The 24,271-nt window shown below is 56.9% G+C and carries 20 protein-coding genes; 6 read left to right on the forward strand and 14 right to left on the reverse strand.

Annotated features, from left to right (window positions below):
• Positions 1–7: 7 nt before the first annotated feature.
• Positions 8–3,166, reverse strand: a complete 3,159-nt coding sequence (locus P8A25_RS00945) for an autotransporter outer membrane beta-barrel domain-containing protein (RefSeq protein ID WP_102727631.1) — start codon at positions 3,164–3,166, stop codon at positions 8–10.
• A 508-nt stretch (positions 3,167–3,674) separates the two neighbouring features.
• On the opposite strand from P8A25_RS00945, the gene P8A25_RS00950 reads away from it, so the two are divergent.
• Complete coding sequence (locus P8A25_RS00950) at positions 3,675–4,640, forward strand: hypothetical protein (RefSeq protein WP_215443254.1); 966 nt, start codon at positions 3,675–3,677, stop codon at positions 4,638–4,640.
• Between the two features lie 46 nt (positions 4,641–4,686).
• On the opposite strand, the gene P8A25_RS00955 is transcribed toward P8A25_RS00950, so the two are convergent.
• The 8 genes from P8A25_RS00955 to kdsA all read right to left on the reverse strand — a co-directional run bounded on the left by P8A25_RS00955 (position 4,687) and on the right by kdsA (position 13,454).
• Complete coding sequence (locus tag P8A25_RS00955; RefSeq protein ID WP_102731257.1) at positions 4,687–6,696, reverse strand: ATP-dependent helicase; 2,010 nt, start codon at positions 6,694–6,696, stop codon at positions 4,687–4,689.
• A gap of 83 nt (positions 6,697–6,779) precedes the next feature.
• The gene (locus tag P8A25_RS00960) at positions 6,780–8,099 is read right to left on the reverse strand and encodes an OmpA family protein (RefSeq protein WP_022396321.1); all 1,320 of its coding nucleotides are present in this window, start codon (positions 8,097–8,099) and stop codon (positions 6,780–6,782) included.
• Between the two features lie 24 nt (positions 8,100–8,123).
• Positions 8,124–9,506, reverse strand: a complete 1,383-nt coding sequence (mpl, locus tag P8A25_RS00965; protein ID WP_102729855.1) for a UDP-N-acetylmuramate:L-alanyl-gamma-D-glutamyl-meso-diaminopimelate ligase — start codon at positions 9,504–9,506, stop codon at positions 8,124–8,126.
• Between the two features lie 28 nt (positions 9,507–9,534).
• Positions 9,535–10,419: a haloacid dehalogenase-like hydrolase gene (locus tag P8A25_RS00970; RefSeq protein WP_215443255.1), complete on the reverse strand. Its 885-nt coding sequence runs from the start codon at positions 10,417–10,419 to the stop codon at positions 9,535–9,537.
• A gap of 20 nt (positions 10,420–10,439) precedes the next feature.
• On the reverse strand, positions 10,440–11,186 hold the full coding sequence (gene lptB / locus P8A25_RS00975; protein WP_102721539.1) for an LPS export ABC transporter ATP-binding protein: 747 nt from the start codon (positions 11,184–11,186) through the stop codon (positions 10,440–10,442).
• Positions 11,183–12,151, reverse strand: a complete 969-nt coding sequence (locus tag P8A25_RS00980; protein WP_022396317.1) for an LptA/OstA family protein — start codon at positions 12,149–12,151, stop codon at positions 11,183–11,185. The genes lptB and P8A25_RS00980 overlap by 4 nt, the downstream gene beginning before the upstream one ends.
• A gap of 11 nt (positions 12,152–12,162) precedes the next feature.
• On the reverse strand, positions 12,163–12,642 hold the full coding sequence (locus P8A25_RS00985; RefSeq protein WP_022396316.1) for an LPS export ABC transporter periplasmic protein LptC: 480 nt from the start codon (positions 12,640–12,642) through the stop codon (positions 12,163–12,165).
• A complete protein-coding gene (kdsA, locus tag P8A25_RS00990; protein ID WP_022396315.1) occupies positions 12,639–13,454 on the reverse strand; it encodes a 3-deoxy-8-phosphooctulonate synthase in 816 nt (271 codons plus the stop codon). The genes P8A25_RS00985 and kdsA overlap by 4 nt, the downstream gene beginning before the upstream one ends.
• 324 nt (positions 13,455–13,778) lie before the next feature.
• On the opposite strand from kdsA, the gene P8A25_RS00995 reads away from it, so the two are divergent.
• Positions 13,779–14,504: a CbiX/SirB N-terminal domain-containing protein gene (locus P8A25_RS00995; protein ID WP_215443256.1), complete on the forward strand. Its 726-nt coding sequence runs from the start codon at positions 13,779–13,781 to the stop codon at positions 14,502–14,504.
• 79 nt (positions 14,505–14,583) lie between these two features.
• Here P8A25_RS00995 and P8A25_RS01000 read toward each other — a convergent pair whose 3' ends face one another.
• A complete protein-coding gene (locus P8A25_RS01000) occupies positions 14,584–16,017 on the reverse strand; it encodes an MATE family efflux transporter (RefSeq protein ID WP_215458385.1) in 1,434 nt (477 codons plus the stop codon).
• Positions 16,018–16,293: 276 nt separating this feature from the next.
• On the opposite strand from P8A25_RS01000, the gene rpsB reads away from it, so the two are divergent.
• From rpsB to P8A25_RS01020, 4 genes are all read left to right on the forward strand, one after another.
• Positions 16,294–16,989 (forward strand): 30S ribosomal protein S2, encoded by a 696-nt coding sequence (gene rpsB / locus P8A25_RS01005; RefSeq protein ID WP_102721700.1) that lies wholly within the window; start codon positions 16,294–16,296, stop codon positions 16,987–16,989.
• A gap of 30 nt (positions 16,990–17,019) precedes the next feature.
• Positions 17,020–17,892, forward strand: a complete 873-nt coding sequence (tsf, locus tag P8A25_RS01010; RefSeq protein WP_102727625.1) for a translation elongation factor Ts — start codon at positions 17,020–17,022, stop codon at positions 17,890–17,892.
• 97 nt (positions 17,893–17,989) lie between these two features.
• Positions 17,990–18,415 (forward strand): hypothetical protein, encoded by a 426-nt coding sequence (locus P8A25_RS01015; protein ID WP_215443258.1) that lies wholly within the window; start codon positions 17,990–17,992, stop codon positions 18,413–18,415.
• A 205-nt stretch (positions 18,416–18,620) separates the two neighbouring features.
• The gene (locus P8A25_RS01020; protein ID WP_215443259.1) at positions 18,621–19,409 is read left to right on the forward strand and encodes an ATP-binding cassette domain-containing protein; all 789 of its coding nucleotides are present in this window, start codon (positions 18,621–18,623) and stop codon (positions 19,407–19,409) included.
• Positions 19,410–19,704: 295 nt separating this feature from the next.
• Here P8A25_RS01020 and P8A25_RS01025 read toward each other — a convergent pair whose 3' ends face one another.
• The 4 genes from P8A25_RS01025 to P8A25_RS01040 all read right to left on the reverse strand — a co-directional run bounded on the left by P8A25_RS01025 (position 19,705) and on the right by P8A25_RS01040 (position 24,200).
• Positions 19,705–20,118 (reverse strand): hypothetical protein, encoded by a 414-nt coding sequence (locus tag P8A25_RS01025; RefSeq protein WP_102729860.1) that lies wholly within the window; start codon positions 20,116–20,118, stop codon positions 19,705–19,707.
• A 141-nt stretch (positions 20,119–20,259) separates the two neighbouring features.
• Positions 20,260–20,715, reverse strand: coding sequence for a hypothetical protein (locus P8A25_RS01030; protein ID WP_146019474.1), 456 nt, complete (start codon positions 20,713–20,715; stop codon positions 20,260–20,262).
• A 751-nt stretch (positions 20,716–21,466) separates the two neighbouring features.
• Positions 21,467–23,005: a hypothetical protein gene (locus P8A25_RS01035; RefSeq protein ID WP_404838731.1), complete on the reverse strand. Its 1,539-nt coding sequence runs from the start codon at positions 23,003–23,005 to the stop codon at positions 21,467–21,469.
• 199 nt (positions 23,006–23,204) lie between these two features.
• Positions 23,205–24,200 carry a hypothetical protein gene (locus tag P8A25_RS01040; RefSeq protein ID WP_404838732.1) on the reverse strand — a complete coding sequence of 332 codons (996 nt, stop codon included), beginning with the start codon at positions 24,198–24,200 and terminating at the stop codon, positions 23,205–23,207.
• Positions 24,201–24,271: the final 71 nt, after the last annotated feature.

Raw genomic sequence — 24,271 nt, forward strand, 5'->3', positions numbered from 1 at the left:
GTCCTACTTAGAACGTATAGCTGATGGCTCCGTTGATTCCATGGGAGGTCAGCTTGTTGCGGGTCTCGAACTGATAGCAGACCCGTGCTCCCCAATTGCTGGAGAAAAGCACGTCAATGCCGGCATTCAGGCGGAATGCGGTGCGACCGACGTTGACGCCGCGCACGTTCCAGGCTCCCAGGGGTCCGCTGACGTTGGACTTGGGATTCATGCGGCTCACATCCTGCGCCGCGGCCACCGTCAAGGCCGGGGTGATGGTGGTGCCGCCGTCCGTCTGGTAGGCGCGGGCGATGGTCACGCCCAACGGAATGGTCCAGTTCTGGGCGCGGGCGTGGTCAAAGGAGCGGCCGTAAGGTCCGCTTTCCGAGAAGCCCTTGAGTTCGGTGGTCATGAATTCGATACCCGTGTAAGGCGTTACGAAGGCCTTGCCGAGTGCGAAGTGTTCCGTCCAGGTGGCGTACAGGCCGCCGCTGAAGGAGTCCGCATTTTCATTGCCGTTGGCGGCGGTTCCCATGATGTAGGAATTGCCCTTGAACTTGGAGCGTCCGTAGGCGCCGTAGCCGTCCAGCGTGAACTTGCTTTCCCTGAAGGGATGCATGCGGCCGTAGATCATGGCCATGAAGGAATCCACGTCGTAGTCGGAGCCGAATCCGCTCTTGTCCTTGATGTCGCCGAAGCTCTGGCCCACTGCAATGCCGATCAGGGAACCCTGGGCAGCCTTGTAGTCAATACCCACGGCATAGCCGCCTGCATTGTACTTGTAGCCGGAGATGCCTCCGCGGGCGTCCTGGTCATCCCAGTTGCCCATGCCGCCTACCCAGATGTTGCCGTTGCCCTTGGCGATCGTCTTGCGGGCGATCGGGGAGCCCTTGGCGTCCACCACTTCAATGGTGTCTTCCGTCTGGCGGGCCATGGAAGCGGCGGACTGGATGCGTCCCAGGTCGGCAAAGCTCCTCAGCGTCCGGCTGGCGGCCCACGCGAAGTTCATCACGTTTTCACCGCTGACGGACTGAATCATGTTGGCAGCTTCGTTCGGGTCCGTCACGCGCAGCAGGGTTTCATAGAACTGGGCGGCGGGAGAACCGGCGGCCACGTTCAGGCGGTTGCTTTCCAGAGCGGCCGCTACGGTGTAAACGTTGCCGTTGTAGCCGGACATGGGACCGTCAATGCCCCTCATGTTCTGGGTGATGGTGGTGGTGCCTTCCGTCGTTCCCGGAGCCATGGTGGTGGTCAGGAACAGGTTGTTCAGCAGACGTCCGGAAATGTCCGTGCCGTTCAGCGTGACGTTCACGCTTTCCGTGCCCTTCTTCAGCTGGGCGATCGGGACGGGATTGCCGGTGGCGTCGGATACCTGGATGCCCACGCGGGAATTATCCGTGAAGGTGGCCGGGGTGCCGAAGTCAAGCACGGAGCCGTCGCTCAGGAGCAGGGTGGAATCGCCGCCGAAGGTGGCGGAAGCCCCCTTCATGGTGGAATTCTGCGCCAGGGTCACCTGGCCCGTCCGGATGTCGTAAACCGTATCGTCCGTGCCCATTACGGCGGCGCCGATGGACTGGAGGGGACCGACTTTTCCGGTAGCGGCGTCCACGGTTCCAAAGGTGGCGTGGCCGATGATCAGGTTGCCTTCAAGCTGCCGGTAGGTGCCTCCGAACGTGTCGGTGGCTCCGCCGCCGCCGTAGACGAGGGTGCCCGTGCCGGTCTTCGTCATGACGGTCTGGTCAGCGGCCAGAGGGGCGGCGTCAGCCGTGGGGGCCGCGGGAGCCGCGGTGTCAATGCCGTCATTGATGAAGGTGTAGGCGGTGCCGTCCGTATAAACGTTGATCTGGGTGTTCTGGCCCGCATGCACGGAACCGAGGACGCCGTTGGACGTGTTGTCGGAAAGAACTGCGCCGGAACCGATGTACAGGGTCTGGCCGTCGGCCAGGTTGATGGCGGCCTTGCCGGCGTTGGTGGCGGTGTTGCCCACGACCTGGGTGCCGTCTCCGATGGAGATCTGGCCTCCCGCAGTGATGATGCCGTCAGCGGCGGTATTGCCGGTGATCACGCTGTTGGTGCCGATGGCAATATTGTCATCCGCCGTCAGGGTGGAATTCCCCTTGACGGTGGTGTTGTTGCCCAGGGTGACGCTGCCTTCGATGGTGTCCAGCTTTTCCGTGCCCACAACCGTATTCCAGTTGCCGTCGTCATTGCTGTAAACCGTCTTGTTCAGGTCGACGGATTCCGCGGAAACGGTGGTGCCGTTCAGAACGGTGTTGTCTCCCAGGGAAACATTGCCGCCTACAGTCTTGATGGTGATGGATCCGGCCGTGGTTTCACCAAGGACGATGCCGCCGGAAATGCTGTCATCCATGGAATCGATGACGGTTTTGCTGTTCTGGTTGTTGGCCGCGTCAAACTGTTCCGTGGTCACGGTGCCGATCCCGGCCGTGGAGGTCACGTCTCCGTTCAGCGTAACTTTGGCCGCCGGATCACTGACGATCTGGCCGGTAGCCGTCACGGTGTCCTGCATGGTGACGTTGTTGCCCAGGACCACGGCCTGCTCGTTGGAATTGCTGTAGGTGTCGTAGGTCGTCCTGGTATAGGCCTGACCTGCCGGGGGCGTGGAGGGGTCCACCGTGTGGGCCGCCTGGCCGGTAACGGTGACGGCTTTTTCCATGGAAACGTTGTCGCCGATGCCTACCTGTCCGTTCGTGGAAGTGACGGTGGCGCCTACCGTCTTGGGATTGGCGGCGTCATTCGTTCCTTCGATGGCAATGTTCCTGCCGTCAATGGTGGTGGTGTCCGTGGCGTTCGTGACTACGATGTCATTGTCGCTTCCCAGGGGTTCGCTCAGCGTGATGTCGTTGAAGCTGACCTGTCCATTAACCAGATCATAATTGAAATTAACCAGTTTGCCGCTGGGGTCCGCCATCTGGACGGTAACGTTGCCCGTTCCGGAGATGGCGTTCAACTGGGCCCGTTGTTCCTGGGTCAGTGTGATGTTATCGGAGCCTGCCGGCACGGTGATAGTGATGGTTGACGCTTCATTCGAGGCGGCAGCCTGGTTCCAGGCCGTCACGAATGAATCGGCGCTGTTGGCCGCATAGTTAGCTGCCGTAGCAACGGAGAAACTGCCAAGGCAAGCGATAACTGCTGCCAGCAGCATATGTGGGAGTCTTAATTTCATGCTTTTTTATTTGTTTAATGATTAGGTGGTTATGCGTTCGTGACAATCACGGCGCCCGAGGTTTTAGATGATTCTCGTTCCGGGCTGTTCAGTGGGATGACATGGGAAGGTTTGATGGAGATGGGAATGAAAATGATTCAGGATAAGATGGTTGCGGTTATTGTCTGGCGGTCTTTGTCATGACAGGGTTTTTAAACCTGGAGCCGGAAAGGAATTCCAGAAAGCTTCCAGTAAATTCATTTTCCTGAGAAGAAAAAATATTTCATTGATGGTGAGGGATGTATGATGTTTTCTGGGTCCTCTTTTATTTTGCTGTTTCCTTCCCGGAATAATGACCGTGAAAATGGTTCAAACATAAATAAGAAAATTTGTTTCCGGCTGTGGTGGCAGTTTGGATGCTCCGTTCCGCCTCTGCAAGAATGGAGCCTCCCAAACAGGGATGTGCCCAAAGCTGTGCAATCAGGCGAATCTTCTTGACTGCCAACGGTCGGCAGCCTATTACCGGGGAATGACTACCCGATTGTTTACGGTCCTCGCGGCCGTGTTGCTGCCGCTTGTCCCGGCGCAGGAGGCCGATGTGCCGCACCAGCCGCGCGTGTGGACCAATACCGCCGGCAAAACCATCACGGCGGCTTTTGTCCGCTTTAACGCCGCCGGCAGGAAAGTTTCCCTTAAATTGGAGAAAGGCCGACAGGTGGAACTGCCTCTGGCAAACTTGTCCGGGAACGACGTGGACTGGATCAAGGAGCATGTTCCGGAAGCCATGAGCAACCAGGAGCGCATGCAGCGGCATACGGAAGGAAGGCTGGGGAAGATCACTAAAATCCCCGCTACGGATTCCTATCCGGAAGCCTTTGTCTATTATCCATCCACGCTGAAGGCGAAAACTCCGCCTCCCGTCATCATTCTGTTTAATTCCGTAGGCAATGGACAGCACATGGTCCAGAAATTCCGGAAGGCCTGCGAGGCCAACGGATGGGTGGCCCTGGGATTGACGACGTTTAAAAATTCGGAGTCCAAGGAACATGAAGCTGGACTGGGCAAGCTGTGGACTTCCACGAACGGGAGTTTGGAGAGAATGGCCTTTTTTGATGCGGACCGCATGTACATGGGCGGCATTTCAGGCGGAGCGTCCCGTGCCTTTACATATAGTGAGCGCAGGATTCCGCCCGTCCGCCCGTGGAAGGGGATTGTATCCATGGGCGGCTGGCTGGGAGGGAAGGACCGCCTCACGTGCCCCACGCGCATGGCGGTGGCTATTATTAATGGAGACAAGGACGGAGGGGCCAACAGTGCCGTCAGCCATGACGTCAAGGTTCTCAAAAGAAGGCAGTGCGCCATCAAGGAATTTCCCTTTCCAGGAAAGCATGAAATGCCGCCGGACGAGAATTTGGTGGAAGTCCTCAAATGGATGGAGGAGGTGTCTCCCCAGACCTCCGCGCAGCGTCTTCCCTCCCCGGCGGAAAAGGATTAAAGACCCGGTGCGCCCCGCATTTACCGCAGGAAGGGGGACAGGCTTCTTATTCTACCGCCCACTCCTCCACCAGGCTGGCCGGGAATTCATCCAGAAAGCGGGAGGGCATCTGCATGAAGGTTCCTCCCTGCGCGCGGCAGTTCCAGCGGGGGTAGGTCAGGTAAAGCTGGTCCTTGGCGCGGGTGATGCCCACGTAGAAGAGGCGGCGTTCCTCCTCAAGACCCGCCAGGTCTCCGTCGTCAATCACCCGCTGGTGCGGGAACATGCCGTCGCACAGGCCGATCAGGAAGACGACGGACCATTCCAGCCCCTTGGCCTGGTGGATGGTGGACAGGGTGACGGCGCCTCCGGAGAGATCCGCCGCCGCGCTTTCATCATCCGTATTGCCCAGCAGGGAAAGCTGGGAGAGGAAATCCTCCGTGGATTCAAAGCGTTCGGAGAATCCGGCCAGGTGCAGGAGGTCCTGCCTGCGCTGGTCGTAATTCTCAAAGGCGGCCTGCATGTACTCGTCATACACGGCTTCATTGATGGAAATGAGCATGGAGGCCGGCCCGGCGATTTTTCCGGCTGGGGCCAGTTCATCCAGCGTGTAGCAGAGCTGCGTCCAGGCCGTTTTGGACTTGGCCGGGACCGGAAAATCCAGCATCAGGGCGGAGAAGGATTCCGGCGGCGTTTCCAGCCGGCTTTCCGGGCATGCCGCCCAGCGTATCCAGAGCTTCTGGGCCATGCCGGGACCGATGCCGGGCAGCAGCATCACCATGCGGCGGAAGGAGAGTTCATCCCTGGGATTGACCACAAAGCGCATGAACGCCACCACGTCCTTGATATGGGCCTGTTCAAAAAACCTGATGCCGCTGGTGATGCGGAAGGGGATTTCCCCGCGGGTCAGTTCCATCTGCAATTCCATGCTGTGGAAGTGTGCGCGGTAGAGCACGGCTATTTCATTGGGGTCCGTGCCTTCTTCAATGAGGTCCCGGATGCGCTGGGCGACAAATTTGGCCTGCATCCTGTCGTCGTTGAGCGGAACGAGGGCCGGGGGCATTTCCCCGGTAGGCCGCACGGAGCGGAGCCTTTTTTCAATCTGCACCTCGTTGGCGGCGATGGCCGCGTTGGAGAGCTCCAGAATTTCCGGCACGCTGCGGTAGTTGGTCTCTATCTTGAAGGTCTTTGCCGCCGGGTAGCGGGTAGTGAAGCTGAGGATGTTCTCCATGTCCGCCCCCCGCCAGGAATAAATGCTCTGGGCGTCGTCCCCCACTACCATGAGCTGGCCGTGTTCCCGGGACAGCAGGTCGATGAAGCGGCTCTGGAGGTAGTTGGTGTCCTGGTATTCGTCCACCAGGATGTGCTGGAAGCGGGAGCCGTACAGGGCGCGCAGATGCTCCTGTTCCTGGAAAAGCCTCACGACGTTGAGCAGCAGGTCGTCAAAGTCCATGCTATTGGTTTCCTGCTTGCGGGCCACGTACTGTTCATGCACGTCCAGGATGGCGTCCAGGTGGTTGGAGAGGTACGGATAGGCGTTTTCCAGCGTTTCCTGGATATTGGCGCCCTCATTGTCCGCCAGGCTGAACAGGGAGGAAAGGACTTCCGGTTTGGGGAAGCGGGTGGATTTCTCATCCAGTTTGAGGGACTTGATCACGCTTTTAATCATGGATTTGCGGTCGTCGGAATCCATGATCGTGAAAGCCGGAGTATAGCCCAGGTATTCCGCGTGCTGGCGCAGGATGCGGTTGGCAATGGAATGGAACGTGCCGCTCCACAGGCGGGACAGGTCCAGGGGAATCAGGGAGCGAACCCGTTCCGTCATTTCCCGCGCCGCCTTGTTGGTGAAGGTCAGCAGCAGGATGTTCCACGGGTCCGTGCCATGATCCAGGAGCCACGCCACGCGGTAGGTCAGCGTGCGCGTTTTTCCCGAACCGGCCCCTGCAATGACGAGCGCCGGCCCCGGTTCCGAAGAAACGGCTGCATACTGTTCTTCATTAAGGGCCGTGCGGTAGTCGATCCCGGAGATGGGAGCGGCTGGTGCGGCATCCTGCTTGATGACGTAGCGGCGGGCCATGCGTTTCAGTTAATAGTTAATAGAGAATAGTTAATGGGATTGGTTGAAAAACTTTTCTCTCCACTCTCCACTCTAATCACTCTTTAAAAGTCCAGGTACATTTCCGCGCGGCGGTTTTCCTTGCGGGCTTCATCCCGCGTTCCTTCGTCCGCCGTGGGGGAGTAGGTGCGGCGCGGTTGTGATTTGCCGAATCCCTTCGTGATGATTCTTTCCGCAGGAACGCCGAACTGGACGAGCTGGGCCTTCACGGCCGCCGCCCGGCGTTCGGAGAGGCCCTGGTTGTAGCGTTCACTCCCCACATCGTCCGTGTGGCCGCTGATTTCCAGCTTCTTGCCGCTATCCGTCTTGATGGCCTCCGCCACAATCTGGAGCTGGCGTTCGGAACGCTTGGACAGAGAATCTTCATTGAAACCGAAGAACAGGGCCAGGGAATCGCCCCCCTGCGGATTCTTCACGATGGGGATGAAAATGTCGTCTCCGGCCCCCTGCCGTTTCGTGTAGGCTTCCAGCATGTTGTCCAGGGAGGCTTCCGCAATCAGCCATTGTTCATCCTTCTTGGCTACGGTCAGGCCCACGTTGCCGGCTTTCCTGCCCTGGGCGTCCTGCAGGTGGACGAAAAAGCCCGCATTGGTGGGCGCTTCATAGGCGGTTTTGATGGGAGCGTCCTCCCGGAGGCGGAAGGCGCCTTCTTCAAACAGGATGCACAGCCCGGCCACGGTGGCGTCCTGCACCTTGGTTCCGTCCACGAATTTCCGTGCCGTGCGGAAGTCCGCCTTGGCAACGGCGTCCATGAAGGAGCTGACGATGCCCATGGGATCGTTCATGGCCATGGGGGCGGCCTTGTCCTTGGCCAGGTCCTGCTTGCTGGGCAGCGTAAGGGTGTCCAGCGTCCACTGCTGCTTGTCATTGCGCTTCATGTCCAGGTAGCCGCGCGCGCCGCTGCTGAAGTTGAGCGTGTATCTGGCCGTGGGGTTGGCCCCCTGGTTATTTGCGCCGATGCTGGTGATGCCGGGGGTGGAAAGGCGCACATGGCGCGCTTCCATGAGTTCCCGGATGATGCGGCCCTGGGCCTCCGTGACGGCCTGCTGGATTTCCAGGGATTTCAAGGTGTCCGCGTCCCGGTCCTGAATAACCTTGGCAATCGCCTGCGCCAGCGTCTGGGGGGAGCTGAGGTTGACCAGGGAGGACGGCGTGGCCGTCTGCCGGCTGATGTCTTCCTTGGTGAGCGGGTCCACGGTGGGCTGGGGCGTCACCGTCTGGCGCGGAGGAACTTCCGTTTGCGCCGCGGGTTCAGCGGGAGCGGGCTCCTCCTCCCGGTTTCCCAGGAACAGGAAGACCAGGGCCAGGCTGCCCACGACCAAGAAGCTGATGATGAAGGCGGTGATGGTGGATGCGTTTTTCATTGGAGGTGAATGTATGAAAAAGGGTCAGGCGTTCAAGGCTTCCAGCAATTTGGCGTGAATGCCGTCAAAACCGCCGTTGCTCATTACCAGAATAACGTCTCCCGGCTGGGCTTTCTTGCAGACGGCGGAGACGATTTCCTGCGCCTGTCCGCCGATCAGGGCGTCCTTGCCCAGCGCGGAGAGGTCATTGGAGAGTTTGGTGAGGTCCAGGCGTTCCTCCAGGGCCACCTTGTCCGGATGGTCCACGGCGGCCACCACGGGGAAATCCGCCGTAGCGAGGGATAACGCCAGTTCATTCTGGAAGATGTTTCTGCGCGTGGTGTTGGAGCGCGGCTCAAAAATGGCCCAGATGCGTGATCCCGGGTAGCGCTGGCGCAGGCCCAGGATGGCCTGCTTGATGGCCGTGGGGTGGTGGGCGAAGTCGTCCACCACGGAAATGCCGTTGACCACGCCCTTGACTTCCTGGCGGCGGGCCACGCCTTCAAAGCGGCTCATGGAATCCGCCAGCTGCTTGACGTTCAGCCCCGCAAATTGTGCGGCGGCAATCGCCATGGCGGCGTTGCGGATGTTGAATTCCCCGATCATCGGCACGTAGTAGCGGGTTCCTTCCAGCGTGAAATGGCTGCCGTCCGTGGAGGTTTCCACGTCCAGGATGCGAATGTTGGAAGAGTCGGAAAAGCCCAGCGTCTTGACGGGGCAGGGGGCCCCCTTCACCACGTCCAGGCAGTTGGGATCGTCCGCATTGACCAGCGCCAGGCCGTTGCGGGGAATGATCTGGGTCAGGCGGCGGAAGCTCAGCTTGATTTCCTCCAGGGAATTGTAAATGTCCGCGTGGTCGAACTCAATGTTGTTGATGACCACCAGTTCCGGCAGGTAATGCAGAAATTTGGAGCGTTTGTCGAAAAACGCCGTGTCGTATTCGTCCCCCTCCAGCACGGAGAAATCGGAATCCGTAAAACGGCCGCCGCGGCCCAGATTACGGGCGATGCCGCCGATCATGAAGCTGGGGTTCAGCCCGGAGTCCTCCATCAGCCACGCCAGCATGGACGTGGTGGTGGTTTTGCCGTGGGTGCCGGTCACCACGTAGTTGCGCTTGCCGCGCAGGAAGTATTCCTTCATCGTCTCCGGCAGGGAGAGGTAGCGCAGGCGCCGCTGGAGCACGGCTTCCACCTCCTCATTGCCGCGGCTCATGGCGTTGCCGATGACGATGACGTCCGCGTCCGCGGGGATGTTGGAGGCCTTGTAGCCTTCAAACAGGGTGATGCCCTCCTCCTCCAGGAAGGTGGACATGGGGGGGTAAACGTTGGCGTCTGAGCCGGTGACGGTAAAGCCGCGGCGGGCCATGGCGGCGGCTACCGCACCCATGGCGGTTCCGCAGATGCCGAGGAAATGAAAATGGCTGTTCATGACGGGGGGAGAGGAATGGAGCAGGTTTTTATTTGGAAAAGGTGGGGGCCGCAATGCAGGAATCCGCCAGGGCGCGGTCACGGCGGCGCACGATGCCGTTGGCGATGTCCGTCACCATGCCGGACAGCAGGCGGGTAAGGTGGCTGCCGGGCGTGTAATCCGCCGGGGCGATGAAGTTCACGCGGTCGGAATTGGAGGCCAGGTTATAGCACTTGCGGAAGCTGCGGCCCGTTTCGTCCTCCGGATTGTACACGGCCACGGCGTGGCCGCCGTTCCTGCGCATGACGGTGAAGCAGGGCACGTCCGTGGGGCCGTCGCCGATGTAGATCATGTTGGCGAAGGGAATCGGGCGCATGTCCTCCGGCATGTGGTCGTTCACGTCCTGGTCGTAATCCAGCATGCCCTTGTTGATGCGGAAGAGGTACTGGGTCTTCGTGGTGTGGGAAATGACCCTCTTGGGAAAGTTGATGTAGCCGTTCTCCTCGCTGAACTCGCACCCGAACACGGCCTTGAAATAGGGGCGCAGGGCAGAGCCGTCAATCAGGGCTTTCAGGCCGGAGGAAATGATGTAGTATTCAATGTTGATGCCCAGGTCCGTATGAAGGGAGGACAGGGTCATGGACGGGAAGGCGTCAAAGAAATCCGGCAGGCCGGGGTAAAAGGTGAGGCGTTCCCCAAGCTGGGTGAGCCGGGTATTGCTGACGCGGTCCAGGGAGAGGGCGTCCAGCAAGCTTTTCATGTAAATCAGTTCCCCGTCCCAGCCTTCCCGTTCCCCGGTGGCGTTGCACCTGGTCCAGAACTCCTGCGGGGAGATGCCGAATTCCGGAAAAATGGCCTGATCCTGCATGTAGAAGGGGCTCAGGGTCTGGTCATAGTCGAACACCAGGGCGATCGTATTCTGCGGAGAGGACATGGGAGGGGCGGAAAGTGGCGTTACATGCGGAACTGGTCGCCCAGGTACTGCTTGCGGGCGATGGGGTCGTTGGCGATTTCCTCGGAAGTGCCGTGCTTGATGACCTTCCCTTCAAACAGGATGTAGGCGCGGTCCACGATGTGCAGGGTTTCCCGCACGTTGTGGTCCGTAATCAGGATGGAAAGGCCGTCCGTATCGCGCAGCTCCATGACGATCTTCTGGATGTCTGAAACGGCGATGGGGTCCACGCCGCTGAACGGTTCGTCCAGCATCAGCAGTTTGGGGCTGGTGGCGAGGGCGCGGGCGATGGTCAGCCGCCTCTTTTCCCCGCCGGAAAGCTGGATGGCCATGGAGCGGCGCAGCTTGGTGATGCCGAAGCGGTCCATCAGCTCCACGGCGCGGTCCTTCTGCTGGCGGGAGGTCATGTCCTTGCGGGTCTGGAGAATGGCCAGGAGGTTGTCCTCCACGGAAAGCTTGCGGAAGATGGACTCCTCCTGCGGCAGGTAGCCCATGCCGCGCCTGGCGCGCAGGTTCATCGGCAGTTCCGTGATATTCTCGCCCGCAAAAATCACGCGGCCTTCGTCCGGGCGCACGAGCCCCGCCACCATGTAGAAGGAGGTGGTTTTTCCCGCGCCGTTCGGCCCCAGCAGGCCTACGATCTCGCCATGGCCCACCGTCAGGCTGACCTGGTCCACGACGGTCCGCGTTTTATAGGTTTTGCAGATGCCTTCGGCTCTCAGCAGATGGGTGGATAGGGGGGAGCTCACGGCTTGCGGTTGGTTTTCTGTTTGTCCCGGTCGGAAAGCTTCTTGTCTACGTGGCGGAACGTGGTCTTGGTGCCGCGGCTGCTGTACATATTCCCGTTCGAGTACACGCGGATGAAGGCGTCCTTGTTCGGATTCTTGATGATGGCGTCCGGCGTAATAATCACCGGGGAGCCTGTCAGGATGATTTCCCCGGTTTTGGCGTTATAGGTGATCTTGTCCGCCTGGGCGTTGCTGGTTTCCCCCTCCTTGTTGGTATAGCTGGCTTTCACGTTGCCGGAGGCTGCGACCGTTTTAATGGAGTTATAGTCAAAATTGCCGCCGTTGGGGAGGGCCACCTGGGGCTTCTCCCCTTCTTTTTCCTTTTCCTTCTCTTTTTCCTGCTTGCGTTCGGAGGGCTTCTTGTCGCCCGGCTTCTTCGGCACGAACTCCGCATAAATTTTCAGGTGGTCCGCACAGTCCATGGAAAGATTGGGGTTGCGCACCCGGACGTTTTTCATGAACACCAGCACGCCTTCTTCCATGTCGAAGTACAGGTCCCCGTCACAATCTACGGAGTACAGGTTGTTTGAGGAATTGGCGCGCATGAAGTTCTCTTCCGGATTGGGCGCAGCGGGAGCGGTGTCCGCAGCCGGGGCGGCGGCATTGCCGGTGACCTGGTGCTGCTGGCGGAATTCCTGAATCTGCCCGTCAACGGTCTTTTCCTTCACGTTGTACGCTTCAATCGCCTTCTCACCGTCTTCCTTCAGGCCCGCGGTCGGAACGGGGGCCAGTTCCCGTTCCCTCCGGGCGGTTTCCTCCGCCGTCAGGGGACGCACGATGCCGGAGGGGGGAGCCAGGGGCGGCTCCAGGCGTGGATCCAGTTCCTTGGGCAAAGGCTGTACGATATGGGCGGGAACGCCGTCAGTGGCGCCGCAGGCAAGACCCCCGGTCAGGGCGAGCAGCAGCAGGGAGGAAAGTTTTTTCATAAAAGGAATGGTTACTTGTTGCGTTGATCCATGCGGATGGTGGTTTGAACGGGGCCAAGGATGATGCCCCTCTTGATATTGGTATCCATGTAAAGGCCGGTGCCCCTGGCGGAAAAGTTCTCTTCCTTGAGGGTGGTCTCCGTATGGGAGACGACCAGTTTTTTGTCCAGAAAGTAGGAGGCAGCCTTCGTGAAAAGATGGGAGGTCTGGTTGTTCTTCCCGTACAGGTACACGTTCAGGATGCTGGCGGCAATTTCCTGCGGGGCGGCTACGGTCACGCTTGAAGCGGTCAGCAGCATGGAAAGGCGCGGCCCTTCATACCGTGACAGGCTGACTTTGGGGAGCACCTGGCCTACGGGCAGAAGCTCCAGCATGGGCAATTTCTTGTCTACGCCGGCGAAGGGCGTGGCTGCGGGGAGGGTGGTATCCGCCTGCGCCGCCATGCCATGCATGGCAATTACCAGAAAGCATGTGAACGGTAACTTCATCATGACTGAACCGCCTGATGGATGGACTGAAGGCGTTTCAGCACGCCTTCAAGCAGGTGGAGGGGGATTTGGTTGGGCCCGTCGGAAAGAGCCTTGGACGGATCCTTGTGCACCTCCATGAACACGCCGTCAATGCTGCCGGTCGCCATGGCGGCGGACGCCAGCACGGGAGCCAGTTCGCTGTCTCCGCCCGTGGTTCCGCCCAGGCCTCCGGGCCTCTGGACCGCGTGGGTGGCGTCAAACACGACGGGGAAGCCTTCCTGTTTCATCCAGTACAGGGAGCGCATGTCCACCACCAGGTTATTGTAGCCGAAGGAGGTGCCGCGCTCGCACATCATGAACTCGTCACAGCCGAAGGCGCGCATCTTTTCCCCGATGTTCACAGTATCCCACGGAGCCAGGAACTGGCCCTTCTTGATGTTCACGGGACGGCCGCTCTTGGCGCAGGCTTCCAGAAGATCTGTCTGGCGGCACAGGAAGGCGGGAATCTGGAGCAGGTCCACGTATTCAGCGGCAATCTCCGCTTCCCGGGCCGTATGCACGTCCGTAACGACGGGCAGTTCCAGCTCTTTGCCGATTTCCGATAGGATGCGGCAGCCTTCCCGTACGCCGGGTCCGCGGAAGGACGTGATGGAAGTTCTGTTCGCCTTGTCGTAGGAGGCCTTGAAAATCAGCGGGATGTCCAGGTTTTCCGCAATGGACTTGATGGAGCGGGCCATCTCCCAGACGAAGGATTCGCATTCCAGAGAGCAGGGGCCCAGGAGGTAGAACGGCCGCGGGCCGCCGATTTCAACGGATTGAATGTAAAACGACATAAAACAAAACCTGTATGTCCTTATATCATGACGGTTTCAAGCCCTCCGGTCAAGCCGCTATCCTGCCTCCGCCGGGAGATTCGGCAAGAGGGGGTCATTTTCTCCGGACCCTTTCTTTAGAAGGTTCATAAGAAAATGAAAATCAGCGGAATAAAAGAATTTTTCCTGCCGTATTGCGGAGAATGGGCGGCCATGGAGGGAAAAGGCGGTTATGGTATTGCCGGAATCCGGCGTTTCTGTTACAAACGGCAGGCATGCACCGTCCCTGCGTCTGCAAGTGGGGAAGATGCTGAACGCCGCCTTCCCTCCGGGGTCTCACTTCACATGCCCAAAAAAATTTACAAGCTATGCGTCTCCTATGATGAGGCGGGGGCCGAACTCCGGCAGCATCTGGCGGATCGCATCAAGCTGCTGGGCATGGACGGCACTCCCGTCTGGCAGGCTTCCTTCCGGGACATGCAGGCGGACGACCTGCCTCCGGGCGACGGGGTGGTTCAGATTTATCCAGTCTTCATGCAGAGCGGCTGGACGGTGACGGAAGCGCTGCCGGAACAATTGAGCGCCATGTATGCGGAACGCGGCGTGTCTCCGGAATTCGAATTCAAGCCGGTGTGGGGAGCTGGGGAAGACGTGATGCCCTTCCTGACCGTCCGCGACGCCCTCGGGAAAGAGCTGGGGCCGGGAACGTCCCTGCTGGTGGTGGCCCATGGAGTAGTGGGAAAGGACCTTCCTCCGGAGCCGTTCGCCTTTTTACAGAAACTGCGGACCTTTTTATGGCCGCAGGAAACGGATATGGCCCTGGCCTATTTCGGCGCTTCCCCCTCCGTGGAGGAAGTATTTCCACGTTTGAAGGGAAACAGGGTGGTAGTGCTTCCGTTCCTGATCGGGGAGGGAAAGCACATGAGGGAGGACATGCCTTCTTCGGAATTGGCGGAGAAGTGGGGCAAGGAACTGGAAATATTGCCTCCCCTGGGCGCGTTTTATTTGCAGAAGGCGCGGGAATACTGGGGAAGGGAACGTTCCGGGATTTCCGCGAAGACCCGTGATTGACCCCTGGGGCGCTCCATGACGGTTTCCCTTTCCTCCGGGTGAGATACCGGTTCCGGTGCGGGGCGAATGCCAGCCGCAATCACGCGGCCTGCCGGACGGCTCCCGGCTCTTCCTCACGGCAGGGAGGGAAGCCCTGCTTCATGGACCGCGCCAGCTTTCTGCTGGTGAAGTAATAGGCGATGGCGAGAGGCACGCAGGAGCCGATCCAGGCGGCGGGGCTCGCCATGCTGGCTCCGGTGAAGCCCAGGCAGCGGGCCAGCACGATGGCGGCCAGGGCGCGCATGCACAGCTCCATGACGCCCGCGAAGGTGGGCACGATGCTCTGGCCCAGCCCTTGCAGCGTGTAGCGGAAGACAAAGAGGAGCGCCAGCACCCAGTACATGGAGGCATTGATGTTCAGGTAGGTCTGGGCCAGGCTGACGACTTCCTTCTCCCCGTCTCCCACGAACAGCCGGATCAGTTCCGGCCCCCAGGCAATATTGGCGGCGGCTACGGCGATGCTGAACCCCACGGACATCAGGTTGCACTGGAGGACGCCCCGGCGGATGCGCTCCAGATTCCTGGCTCCGTAATTCTGGGCCACGTACGTAGCCATCGTGATGCCGAAGGACATCATGGGCAGCGTCGCCACCATGTCGATTTTCTGGGCCGCGCTGAAAGCCGCTACTGACTGCGCTCCCAGCCGGTTGAGGGCAAACTGCACCAGAATGGCTCCAATGGCGATGATGGATGCCTGGAACCCCATGGGAAGGGCCACGCGGATATGCGCCCAGAGGTAGCGGCGGCTCATGTTCCAGTCCGCCCTGGTCAGCCGGAGAATGGGAAACCTTTTAAAAACGTAGGCGGTGCAGCAGAGGCCCGCAACCAGTTGGGAGGCTACGGTGGCGACGGCAGCCCCCGCGGGTCCCATACCGAACCGCAGGATCAGCGCCAGGTCCAGCGCAATGTTCAGTACGCAGGCCAGAACCAGGAAATAGAGGGGCGTCCGGCTGTCCCCGAGGGCGCGGAGAACGTTGGAGAGGAGGTTGAACAGCATGGCTGCGCCGATGCCCCAGGAAATGACGATGATGTAGGCGTGGGCCGCCTCCATGATTTCCGGAGGAGTTTGCAGCAGTTCCAGAACGGGACGAGCAAAGGCGACGCTGACGGCGGTCAGCAGGACGGTCATGACGGAACTCAGGACGATGCAGACGGCAAAGCTGCGCCGCACCGCCCGCCTGCGGCCCGCTCCAAAGCGCTGGGCCGTGATGATAGCCAGCCCCGCCGTGAATCCGATGACGAAGCCGAGGATGAAAAACATCAGGCCGCCCGTGCAGCCCACGGCGGCCAGGGCTTCCACGCCCAGCGTGCGGCCCACGATCAGGGTGTCCGCCATGTTGTAAAACTGCTGGAACAGGTTGCCGATCAGCAGGGGAATGGTAAACAGGAAAATCAATTTGGCGGGATTGCCGCTTGTCAGGGTCTTGGTCATCCGGAACGCCCGCATGGAACGCCTCTTCCATGTTTTTTCCAAGACTGTTTTGCGGCATGTTCCTGTTTTTTGTACGATAAGTATCAGGCAGGGGGTGAAAGCCGCTGCGGAGGCGCTCCTCCGGCGGGATGCCGTGGATGGCGGAATGGTTGCGTAAATCAATGATTTATGCTTTGACAAGAAGGGCGTCGTGAAGTATATTATTTGTCCCTCGCGTGATTCGGCGCAACCTGAACAATGGGGATCGGAGGGGTAGAAAGCGTCGAAGTCCCCAAAAACCGCTTTTCCTGCCGCAAGGAAAGCCACCTACATACATATATGATTAATGATCTGATTAACCAGATGGTTGAAGCCGGTGTTCATTTGGGCCACCAGACCCGCAAATGGCACCCCAGCATGAAGAAGTACCTTCTCAAAGACAAGGCCGGTATCCATATCATCAACCTTGAAGAAACGGAAAAATGCCTGGACAAGGCTTGCTCCTTCCTGGCCGATCTGGCACGCCGCAACAAGAAGATCCTCTTCGTCGGCTGCAAGCGCCAGGCCCAGGAAGCCGTCCGCGAAGCCGCGGAAGCCACTGGTCAGTACTACGTCAACCATCGCTGGCTGGGCGGCATGCTCACCAACATGAGCACCATCCGCAAGAGCATCGAACGCCTTTCCTACCTTGAAGGGATTGAAAAGACCCCGGAATTCAAGAGCATGTCCAAGAAGGAACTGGCCGCTCTGGACCGCGAACGCCAGAAGCTGGAACGCAACCTTCAGGGCATCCGCAACATGGGCGGCGCTCCGGACGCCATGGTAGCCATCGGCGCCGATCATGAAGACATCGCCATCCGCGAAGCCCATCGTCTGAACATTCCCGTCTGCGTTCTGGTTGACACCAACGCCGACCCGAAGGAAATCGATTTCCCGATTCCCGGCAACGACGACGCCGTCCGTTCCATCCGTCTGGTCCTTGACTGCATTGTCAAGGCCATCAACGAAGGCAAGGGCGCTCCCGCCGAAGCCTAAACCAACCCATTTAGAAAGAACAGAAACACTATGGCAGAAATTACTGCAGCTCTCGTCAAGGCCCTCCGTGACAAAACGGACGCCGGCATGATGGATTGCAAGAAAGCCCTCAACGAATGCAACGGCGACATGGAAGCCGCTGTGAAGTATCTTCGCGAAAAGGGCATTGCCAAGGCTGCCGCCAAGGCTGACCGTGACGCCAAGGAAGGCGTGATCCGCGCCGCCGTGGCTCCCTGCGGCTGCTCCGGCATCATCCTTGAACTCAACTGTGAAACGGACTTCTGCGCCAAGGGCGACAAGTTCCAGGGCCTGGTGAACGACGTTGCCAAGGCTCTCATGGATTCCAAGGCCTCCACGCTGGAGGAAGCCCTCCAGGTTGCCATGCCCGAAGGCACTACGGAAGAATACATCAAGGCCATGTGCAGCTCCATCGGTGAAAACATGGCTCTGCGCAAGTTCGCCCGCCTCACGGTGGACGGCTCCGGCGCCGTGGTCTCCTACATCCACATGGGCGGCAAGGTTGGCGTTCTGCTGTCTATCAAGGCCGGCAAGGAAGAAACCGTCAAGTCTGACGCGTTCAAGGCTCTTGCCAAGGATCTGACCCTGCACATTGCCGCCGCCGCTCCCAAGAGCGTCAGCTCCGACAGCCTGGACCCCGCCTTCGTGGCTGAGGAACAGGAAATCGCCAAGCAGCAGCTCATCCAGGAAGGCAAGCCCGAACACCTGCTGGAAAAGATTCTTCCCGGCAAGCTGAAGGCCCTGTACGCCCAGTCCTGCCTGCTGAACCAGGGATTTGTTAAGGATCCCAACGTCACGGTGGACGCCCTGCTCAAGCAGGTCGGCAAGGAACTCGGCGATGACGTCTCCGTCGTCTCCTTCGTCCGCTACCAGCTCGGCGCGTAAGCTCCGCGGCAGCATCAATCTCAGGAGCCGTTCCCTTCGCGGGGAACGGCTCTTTTTTGCTTGAGATGGATCCATTAAAGATTTATTCATAAACCATATGCATGGAGAAACCGGGAGTCCGGATATGGGTCATCAAAATGTGCGGGGAAGAAAAGATCCGGTCCTGCTGCTGATTATTGCCTCCACCGTGGTAGCTGGTTTCTGGAGCGCTCTTGTGTTGAGGAATGTCTTTGGCCTTGTGTGGGGGCCTTGGTATTTCCTTGCGGTGTTGTGGTTCTTCAAAAAGACCAATAGACGGTGGAAATGGGAAACAACTTCTTTTGTTGTTATAGGCCTCGTGTGTTACTATGAACTCTTTTGGTCCCGGGTGACTCCGGAAGATATGTGTGATGCCCAGTCGGGGCTGATTTTCATTTTTGGTCCGGTTTTTTCCGGAATAGCGGCTCTCCTTGGAGATGCCGGGGCAGCTCTTCTTTCCTTCCTTGTCCGTTCATCCTGCGGCAAAGATGAGAAGGAGAAGTAAAGTTGTTTTCGGTAGAAGGGCATCTATTGGTACAGGACGCGGCGGTAGTAAAAACAGACTAGATTTTTCCTGCGTATTCTTCAGGCCGGCCCCAGTGTTTTTTGGGGAAGGCATGAATGAGAGATGCGCGTGGATGTCTTGATATTGGCGGAGCTGGCACGGTTGGGGTCTTGTTTTGCCTCAGGAGGCTTGTTAGAGTGATGGTATGGCTTTTCTGGAACTGGATCATGTGAGCGTTGTCTTTCCTGCGGTGCAAGGGCTGCTCTCCTCCCTCAAACCGGCGTCTGTGGTGGCGGTGGACGGGGTGTCCCTGTCCGTGGAGAAAGGAGAAATCCTTGGGCTGGTAGGGGAGTCCGGCTGTGGCAAGTCCACTCTGTCCCGCACGGTGATGCTGCTCCAGAAGCCTACGGAGGGACGCATTTTTCTGGAAGGAGAGGAACTGACGGCTCTTTCCGCCTCCGAGGTCAGGAAGCGCCGTCCGGATTTTCAAATGATTTTCCAGGACCCCTACGCTTCCCTGAATCCCCGTTTCACGGTGTATGCGACGTTGAAGGAGGCGTTGGAATGCCGCAGCCGCAAAAGATCTTTCTCACAGATGAGGGACGAGGTGGCGGAACTGATGGAAAGGGTGGGCCTGAATCCCTCCCTGATGCGCAAGTATCCCCATGAATTTTCCGGAGGCCAGCGCCAGCGCGTAGCCATCGCGCGTGCCTTGGCTCCGGAACCCCGGCTGGTCATTGCGGATGAACCCGTTTCTGCGCTGGACGTCTCCATCCAGTCCCAGATTTTGAACCTTCTCATCGCTCTGGCCCGCGACTTGAATCTGACCATGATCTTCATTTCCCATGATTTGTCCGTGGTTCATTACATTGCGGACCGTATTGCCGTGATGCGCAAGGGCCGCATCGTGGAATACGGGGAGGCGGACGAAGTTTTTTCCTCCCCCTCCCACGAGTACACCCAGGCGTTGCTTGCCGCAGTGCCGCGGCTGTAGGTGAATGGAAGAAAAAAGAAGGGGGGGGAGGGATTCCTGTCAATGAATATGCTCGTTCCATCTATCTCCTTTCCAACGATCAGCAAAAGGGAAGTGCTCAGACTGTCCTGCATCACCAAATGGCAGATAAAGAAAGTTCGGTGTAGTCATAAAATCCTGGTCAGTAATTTGAGAATTTTACATTACTCTCATTTTTATTCGTCATTAGGTAATAAGGCATATTCTTTTTTAACTAGAATATCATGACAATTAAAGGTTAAAATGGTTAAGTGGGGATTGGGTCATATTTCCACTACTATAATGATATGTCCGGTCCAGCGTTATTGTTTTGGAAAAAACGGGAATGTTGCATGGGTTCCAAAGGTATGCTGATGCCAATTATTTTTAGAATGGAATGGAGGATTTTATTGTATTTAGGCCTGTAATAATGGTCGCCGTAAAATTGTTCAGGATAGATGATGCGGTCCGTAAATTCGACATGGAATTCTAAAGTTATTTTAATTTCATATCCGCATATTTGACTCATGTCTGAAAGTCGTTTGTTGATTTCGTTGATATTTTTGTCTGTAACCAGTATGTCTGACCAGTATTCTTTAAATACAAATAATACATGCTGGTTGCTGTTTATATCAAGAGAATCATTTTCCCACCATTCAACGATACTTATCAGCTGATGTAGATCAAGATCTGAAATGCCGTTTCTTTTCATCAGCCTTTTTCCATATTTTCGTGAATACCATTAAATTCTGAAAAATCACGTGATATTTATTGAAAATATTCTGAAAAGGATCAATCTGATTTTCATAAGAAATTTTTCTATTTTAAAATTAATCCCATAATGATTGGAGATCTATAATTCCGAAAAATGATTATTTTTAGTGAAAATATCTAAAGAAACTTCCATGGCGTTTTCAAAATTTAATATTTTCTTTTGTTCAATTATATATTCCGGATCTTCTTCAATTATTATTTTTGCGTACTGTGCTAAGCTATGTAGAAAGCAATGTTGAAAATAATAACCTCCGTAAAATACTCTCGTTTTCCCCGAAGGCATTTTAATAAGGATAATACCATTTGGTAATACTTTTTGGGTACTTGGTATACAAATACTCGTATAAGAAGATCCATCTACCGCGAGAGTTTCAACTTGTGTATATTTGCTCTTTATTTTTTCTAAAGAAGAAACATCGAAAAATCTTTTAAGACTCTTTGCACTTTCTCTATTGTTTAAAACATCAATATAATAATATAATAAAATAAAAGAAATTAAAACAAATAGAAGGAATATGATTTTTTTTGCATTCATTTATAAAAGAAAATAATTCTAATTGAATAGTTTTTGATATAGATACTGAAATCCATAAATAGCTCCATATCCAAATACAGGCGTGCCATATAATACAATTTCACAAGGAAACATACTCTGTAATGATGTCCGTAGTGCGTCATTTTGTCCCAAATAACATGAGCGTAACTCTACTTCACATTTTTCACAAAAGGGAATTTTTACATTTTTGAATACATCTGATATTTGCTGCCTCGTTCGAGTTTCCATCAGTCCAGCTTCTCTCCACTCAGCGCGTACATTCTGATTAGTTCCATAGGACATATCTGTCCCGTGCATCACAATAAGCAATTTTTTTACACATTTTCCACAACAACAGTGTTCACTGGGATTAAAACCATCTGGAGAAAATGTCTCATAAACCGGGTCTTTTCTTTCTAATCGCTTTTTGACTTCTTCAAATCCTTTATCTTTTTTTTGCTTTCCAGGATAAGCAATATAATTTAATGTTATTTAGTTGCTCTCTATTATAGAAGATTGTGGAATAGGAACTTCAACGATGCCAGAGGCACCTCCATTGTAGGGGGGTATTGTACCTAATAAATCCACTTCTATGTTAATTCTATTCCTAATAAATGCATACAAATTCCACCCTCTCTGTTCCTGAATGGAGCTTTCCACGGTTCCAAAGGAAGTGTCTTGGTCATGTGGCCGTAGGAATCGTAGGAGCATTCCCTGATGCCGGAGGCGTCCCGGACAGTGCTTATTTGACTCACGTCTCGGCGTGTTGATACCTTTCTTCCCGCTGAATCATAGCTGTAGGAAGTAATCGTTTCGGGTGTGTTTCGGTGGCCGAGCGAATCGTCTCCACCAGCTGCTTGGCCAAGTTGTAGCCGTAACCGTAGCCGGTCACGGTACCGTTTTTACCGGTTTCCCTCAACGGGCCGCAGCACATCCATTCCGTCGTGCTGATGCGCCCGTTGCCCCTCGTCGTTTTGATCAAACTCCGCTCGGCATCGTATTCGTAGTCCTCCGAGGCAATCAGCGACCAGCCTTCTCCGGTGTGAACGTATTGTTCTTTCCTAGTGGTCGTGCCGTTTTCAGCGATGTATTGCACGTTTCGTGTACTTTGTCCGGGAACGATGCTTCCGTTCGCCTGCACGGTCTCCGTCACTTGGTGAATGGCTCCGTATTGGGTGGCTGCTTCATAGGAATAGACCGTCTGGACGCCATTGACGCCCTGGCTCATCTTGCGCCTGCCCCGGGCGTAGGGGTATTCGGCAGCTTCCCCATAAGTCTCCTCTACACTCGTATGGACCTGGTCGCTTCCCAGGGCGGTTTCCGTCACGGTCGTGCGGCTGGCCTGCGGGCTGTCTTCATAGGTATAAGTGCGTTTGAGAAGCGCCGTTTCTTCTCCATTCTCGGCAATGACCACCTTAGTTTCCGTGGCTGGCCTGAAGTCGTTAAAGCGCAAGTCGGCGTAAGTCGTGCGTGTCCCCTTTTCACCTCCTCCGGCCCAGGGAGCAGCGGAAAGCACGGTTCTGCCCTGGTCATCGTACTCGTAGCGCGTGTACCCTTCATCGGGCTTGATCTCCAGGGACACCCGGAACTGGTCGTTGTAGGTATAGAGGGTGGTCCGGGCCAGAGGGGTGTTGTAACCCTGGGTTCGGCTGATGGTCAGCCAGCCCCCGTCGGTGTACTTCTTGACTGTACGCGTGCAGGAAGAAGGCTCTTCCTCGTTGATGCCCTGAATAGTTTCAATGCGCTCCCACTTGGAACCGGGCAGCACGTTTTTCTCCACCGTTCGCACGGTGCGCTCGTCTCCCTCTCCCTGAATGGTCGTCACCTTGTTGCCTTCCGTTCTTCGCTGCGTCCGGAAGACAGGCATCCCCTCCCTCTGTTCGGCGATGTCCATCACCTGCACGCCCTGGTCGTCACTCAGTTCATAGCTGACCGTCTTGTAGGGAGTTCCGGTGCCGGCAAAGCCGCGCGCATTCTTGCTCACCTGGCCGGGAGCGTACCATTCCAGGGTGAGCCTGTTGCCTTCCCCAACCGCCTGGAGCAGTCCCTGGGACTTGGACCAGATGCTCTCAATGGCTCCCGTGGAAGGATGGCGGTTCACCTTCATCTGACGGGAATAATCTTCAGCCGTGGTTTCCACGCCGGAGGCGGAAACCATGGAGACGACCTTTCCGGTGGCTGCCGAGAAGCGCAGGGTGCGCCCATTGCTCTGGACCATGTCCAGATAGGCGGGAGAGCCGCTGGTGCAGGGAGACTTGTCGGCATTCAGCTTCCGAACCTTGTAGTTCAACTTGCGCGAACTTCCGGAGACGGAGGCTTCGGAATGACCGTCAGAACTCAGGAAGGAGATGGAACTGCCCGTGGGTCGTTTGACGGAGATTTGTCCTGTTTAGGGATTGCAGGAGGCGGTCCATTCGAGAGGATGCTTGTAGCGCAGGGTGATGGAAGAGAGGGCGGAAGGTTCGGCAAGAGTGCGGAGAAGGGGGAAATTACTTCCTCCTCTCCCCTCCTGAGTCTCCGCTTCCTACTTCCAGTAAGCCTTCGCAGTCGTCGGCTCCATCCGGGTTGCCGCCGAAGAAATGGGAGGTGTTCTTGCTGCAATCGGACTGTTCGATGTCTTCGTCGCAACCACAGGAACAGGGGCATGGGCATCCTCCTTCCTCCGGCTCGCTGGAGGAAGAAGAGAGGGAGCTGGAACTACTGCTGGAAGAGGAACTGGAGCTGGAACTGCTTGAGGAACTCGACGACGAGCTGCTGGAAGAAGAACTGCTGGAACTGCTCGAGGAAGAGCTGGAAGACGGAGCGCTGCTGGAGGAATCCGGAGGCTCGGGAGCCGAAGAACTCGGCTGGAAACTGGATGAAGACGAAGAGCTGCTGGAAGACGAACTGCTCGAGGAGGAAGAGCTCGAACTGCTGCTGGGCTTGGGATCAAACTCAAACGAATCTCCTCCCCCTGTCGAACTGCTCGACGAATCTCCTTCTTCCACCTCCTGGTACAGGTTGACCAGAGTCAGGACGGTTTCTCCCTCCTTGCCGGCGGGAGTGTTTTCCGCCAGCAGGTAATAATCCAGGTCGGGCTCGCCTTCTTTGTCGCTAACCAGGGCAATGCAGAACTCGGGTTCCGACCCCTGGTCGGGCTGGTGTTGATGGACGATATGGCACCAGTAGTATCCCTGGTCGAACTGGATCTGGCGGCAGAGAGGGGTGGAAGATTCGGCCTCCGTGGAGAGTTCCATATCCTTGGCGGGAATGGAAAGGGAAATGGAGGAGTGGGCGTGAAGGTGGAGAAAACAGGTGGCGGGAGCCATGACCTTGAGGTATCCGAACCATTCGTGGCGGGTGGGGGAGGAAGCAGTTCGTTTGGGGATAAGGACGGGAGCGGAGAGGCCGTTGACCTGGAAGTTGCCCTGGGGCTGTCCGTTGGGGTACATGGGAATGAAGGGGTAGACGGTGTCCATGGCGCCGATGTTGAAAGTGTTGTTCATGATCTTGAAATTGAAGTTGCCAAACAAACACAGCCAGAATGGGGAACATTTCCTACCGGTGAAATACGCCT

The sequence above is a fragment of the Akkermansia sp. BCRC 18949 genome, from assembly GCF_045011645.1.
Classification (GTDB): Bacteria; Verrucomicrobiota; Verrucomicrobiia; order Verrucomicrobiales; family Akkermansiaceae; genus Akkermansia; species Akkermansia massiliensis.

Excerpts from the sequence above, each read along its gene's own strand:
- P8A25_RS00945 (WP_102727631.1), bottom strand. The coding sequence starts at position 3,166 with ATGAAATTAAGACTCCCACATATGCTGCTGGCAGCAGTTATCGCTTGC.
- P8A25_RS00950 (WP_215443254.1), top strand. The coding sequence starts at position 3,675 with ATGACTACCCGATTGTTTACGGTCCTCGCGGCCGTGTTGCTGCCGCTT.
- P8A25_RS00955 (WP_102731257.1), bottom strand. The coding sequence starts at position 6,696 with ATGGCCCGCCGCTACGTCATCAAGCAGGATGCCGCACCAGCCGCTCCC.
- P8A25_RS00960 (WP_022396321.1), bottom strand. The coding sequence starts at position 8,099 with ATGAAAAACGCATCCACCATCACCGCCTTCATCATCAGCTTCTTGGTC.
- mpl (WP_102729855.1), bottom strand. The coding sequence starts at position 9,506 with ATGAACAGCCATTTTCATTTCCTCGGCATCTGCGGAACCGCCATGGGT.
- P8A25_RS00970 (WP_215443255.1), bottom strand. The coding sequence starts at position 10,419 with ATGTCCTCTCCGCAGAATACGATCGCCCTGGTGTTCGACTATGACCAG.
- P8A25_RS00980 (WP_022396317.1), bottom strand. The coding sequence starts at position 12,151 with ATGAAAAAACTTTCCTCCCTGCTGCTGCTCGCCCTGACCGGGGGTCTT.
- P8A25_RS00985 (WP_022396316.1), bottom strand. The coding sequence starts at position 12,642 with ATGATGAAGTTACCGTTCACATGCTTTCTGGTAATTGCCATGCATGGC.
- kdsA (WP_022396315.1), bottom strand. The coding sequence starts at position 13,454 with ATGTCGTTTTACATTCAATCCGTTGAAATCGGCGGCCCGCGGCCGTTC.
- P8A25_RS00995 (WP_215443256.1), top strand. The coding sequence starts at position 13,779 with ATGCCCAAAAAAATTTACAAGCTATGCGTCTCCTATGATGAGGCGGGG.
- rpsB (WP_102721700.1), top strand. The coding sequence starts at position 16,294 with ATGATTAATGATCTGATTAACCAGATGGTTGAAGCCGGTGTTCATTTG.
- tsf (WP_102727625.1), top strand. The coding sequence starts at position 17,020 with ATGGCAGAAATTACTGCAGCTCTCGTCAAGGCCCTCCGTGACAAAACG.
- P8A25_RS01015 (WP_215443258.1), top strand. The coding sequence starts at position 17,990 with ATGCATGGAGAAACCGGGAGTCCGGATATGGGTCATCAAAATGTGCGG.
- P8A25_RS01020 (WP_215443259.1), top strand. The coding sequence starts at position 18,621 with ATGGCTTTTCTGGAACTGGATCATGTGAGCGTTGTCTTTCCTGCGGTG.
- P8A25_RS01025 (WP_102729860.1), bottom strand. The coding sequence starts at position 20,118 with ATGAAAAGAAACGGCATTTCAGATCTTGATCTACATCAGCTGATAAGT.
- P8A25_RS01030 (WP_146019474.1), bottom strand. The coding sequence starts at position 20,715 with ATGAATGCAAAAAAAATCATATTCCTTCTATTTGTTTTAATTTCTTTT.
- P8A25_RS01040 (WP_404838732.1), bottom strand. The coding sequence starts at position 24,200 with ATGAACAACACTTTCAACATCGGCGCCATGGACACCGTCTACCCCTTC.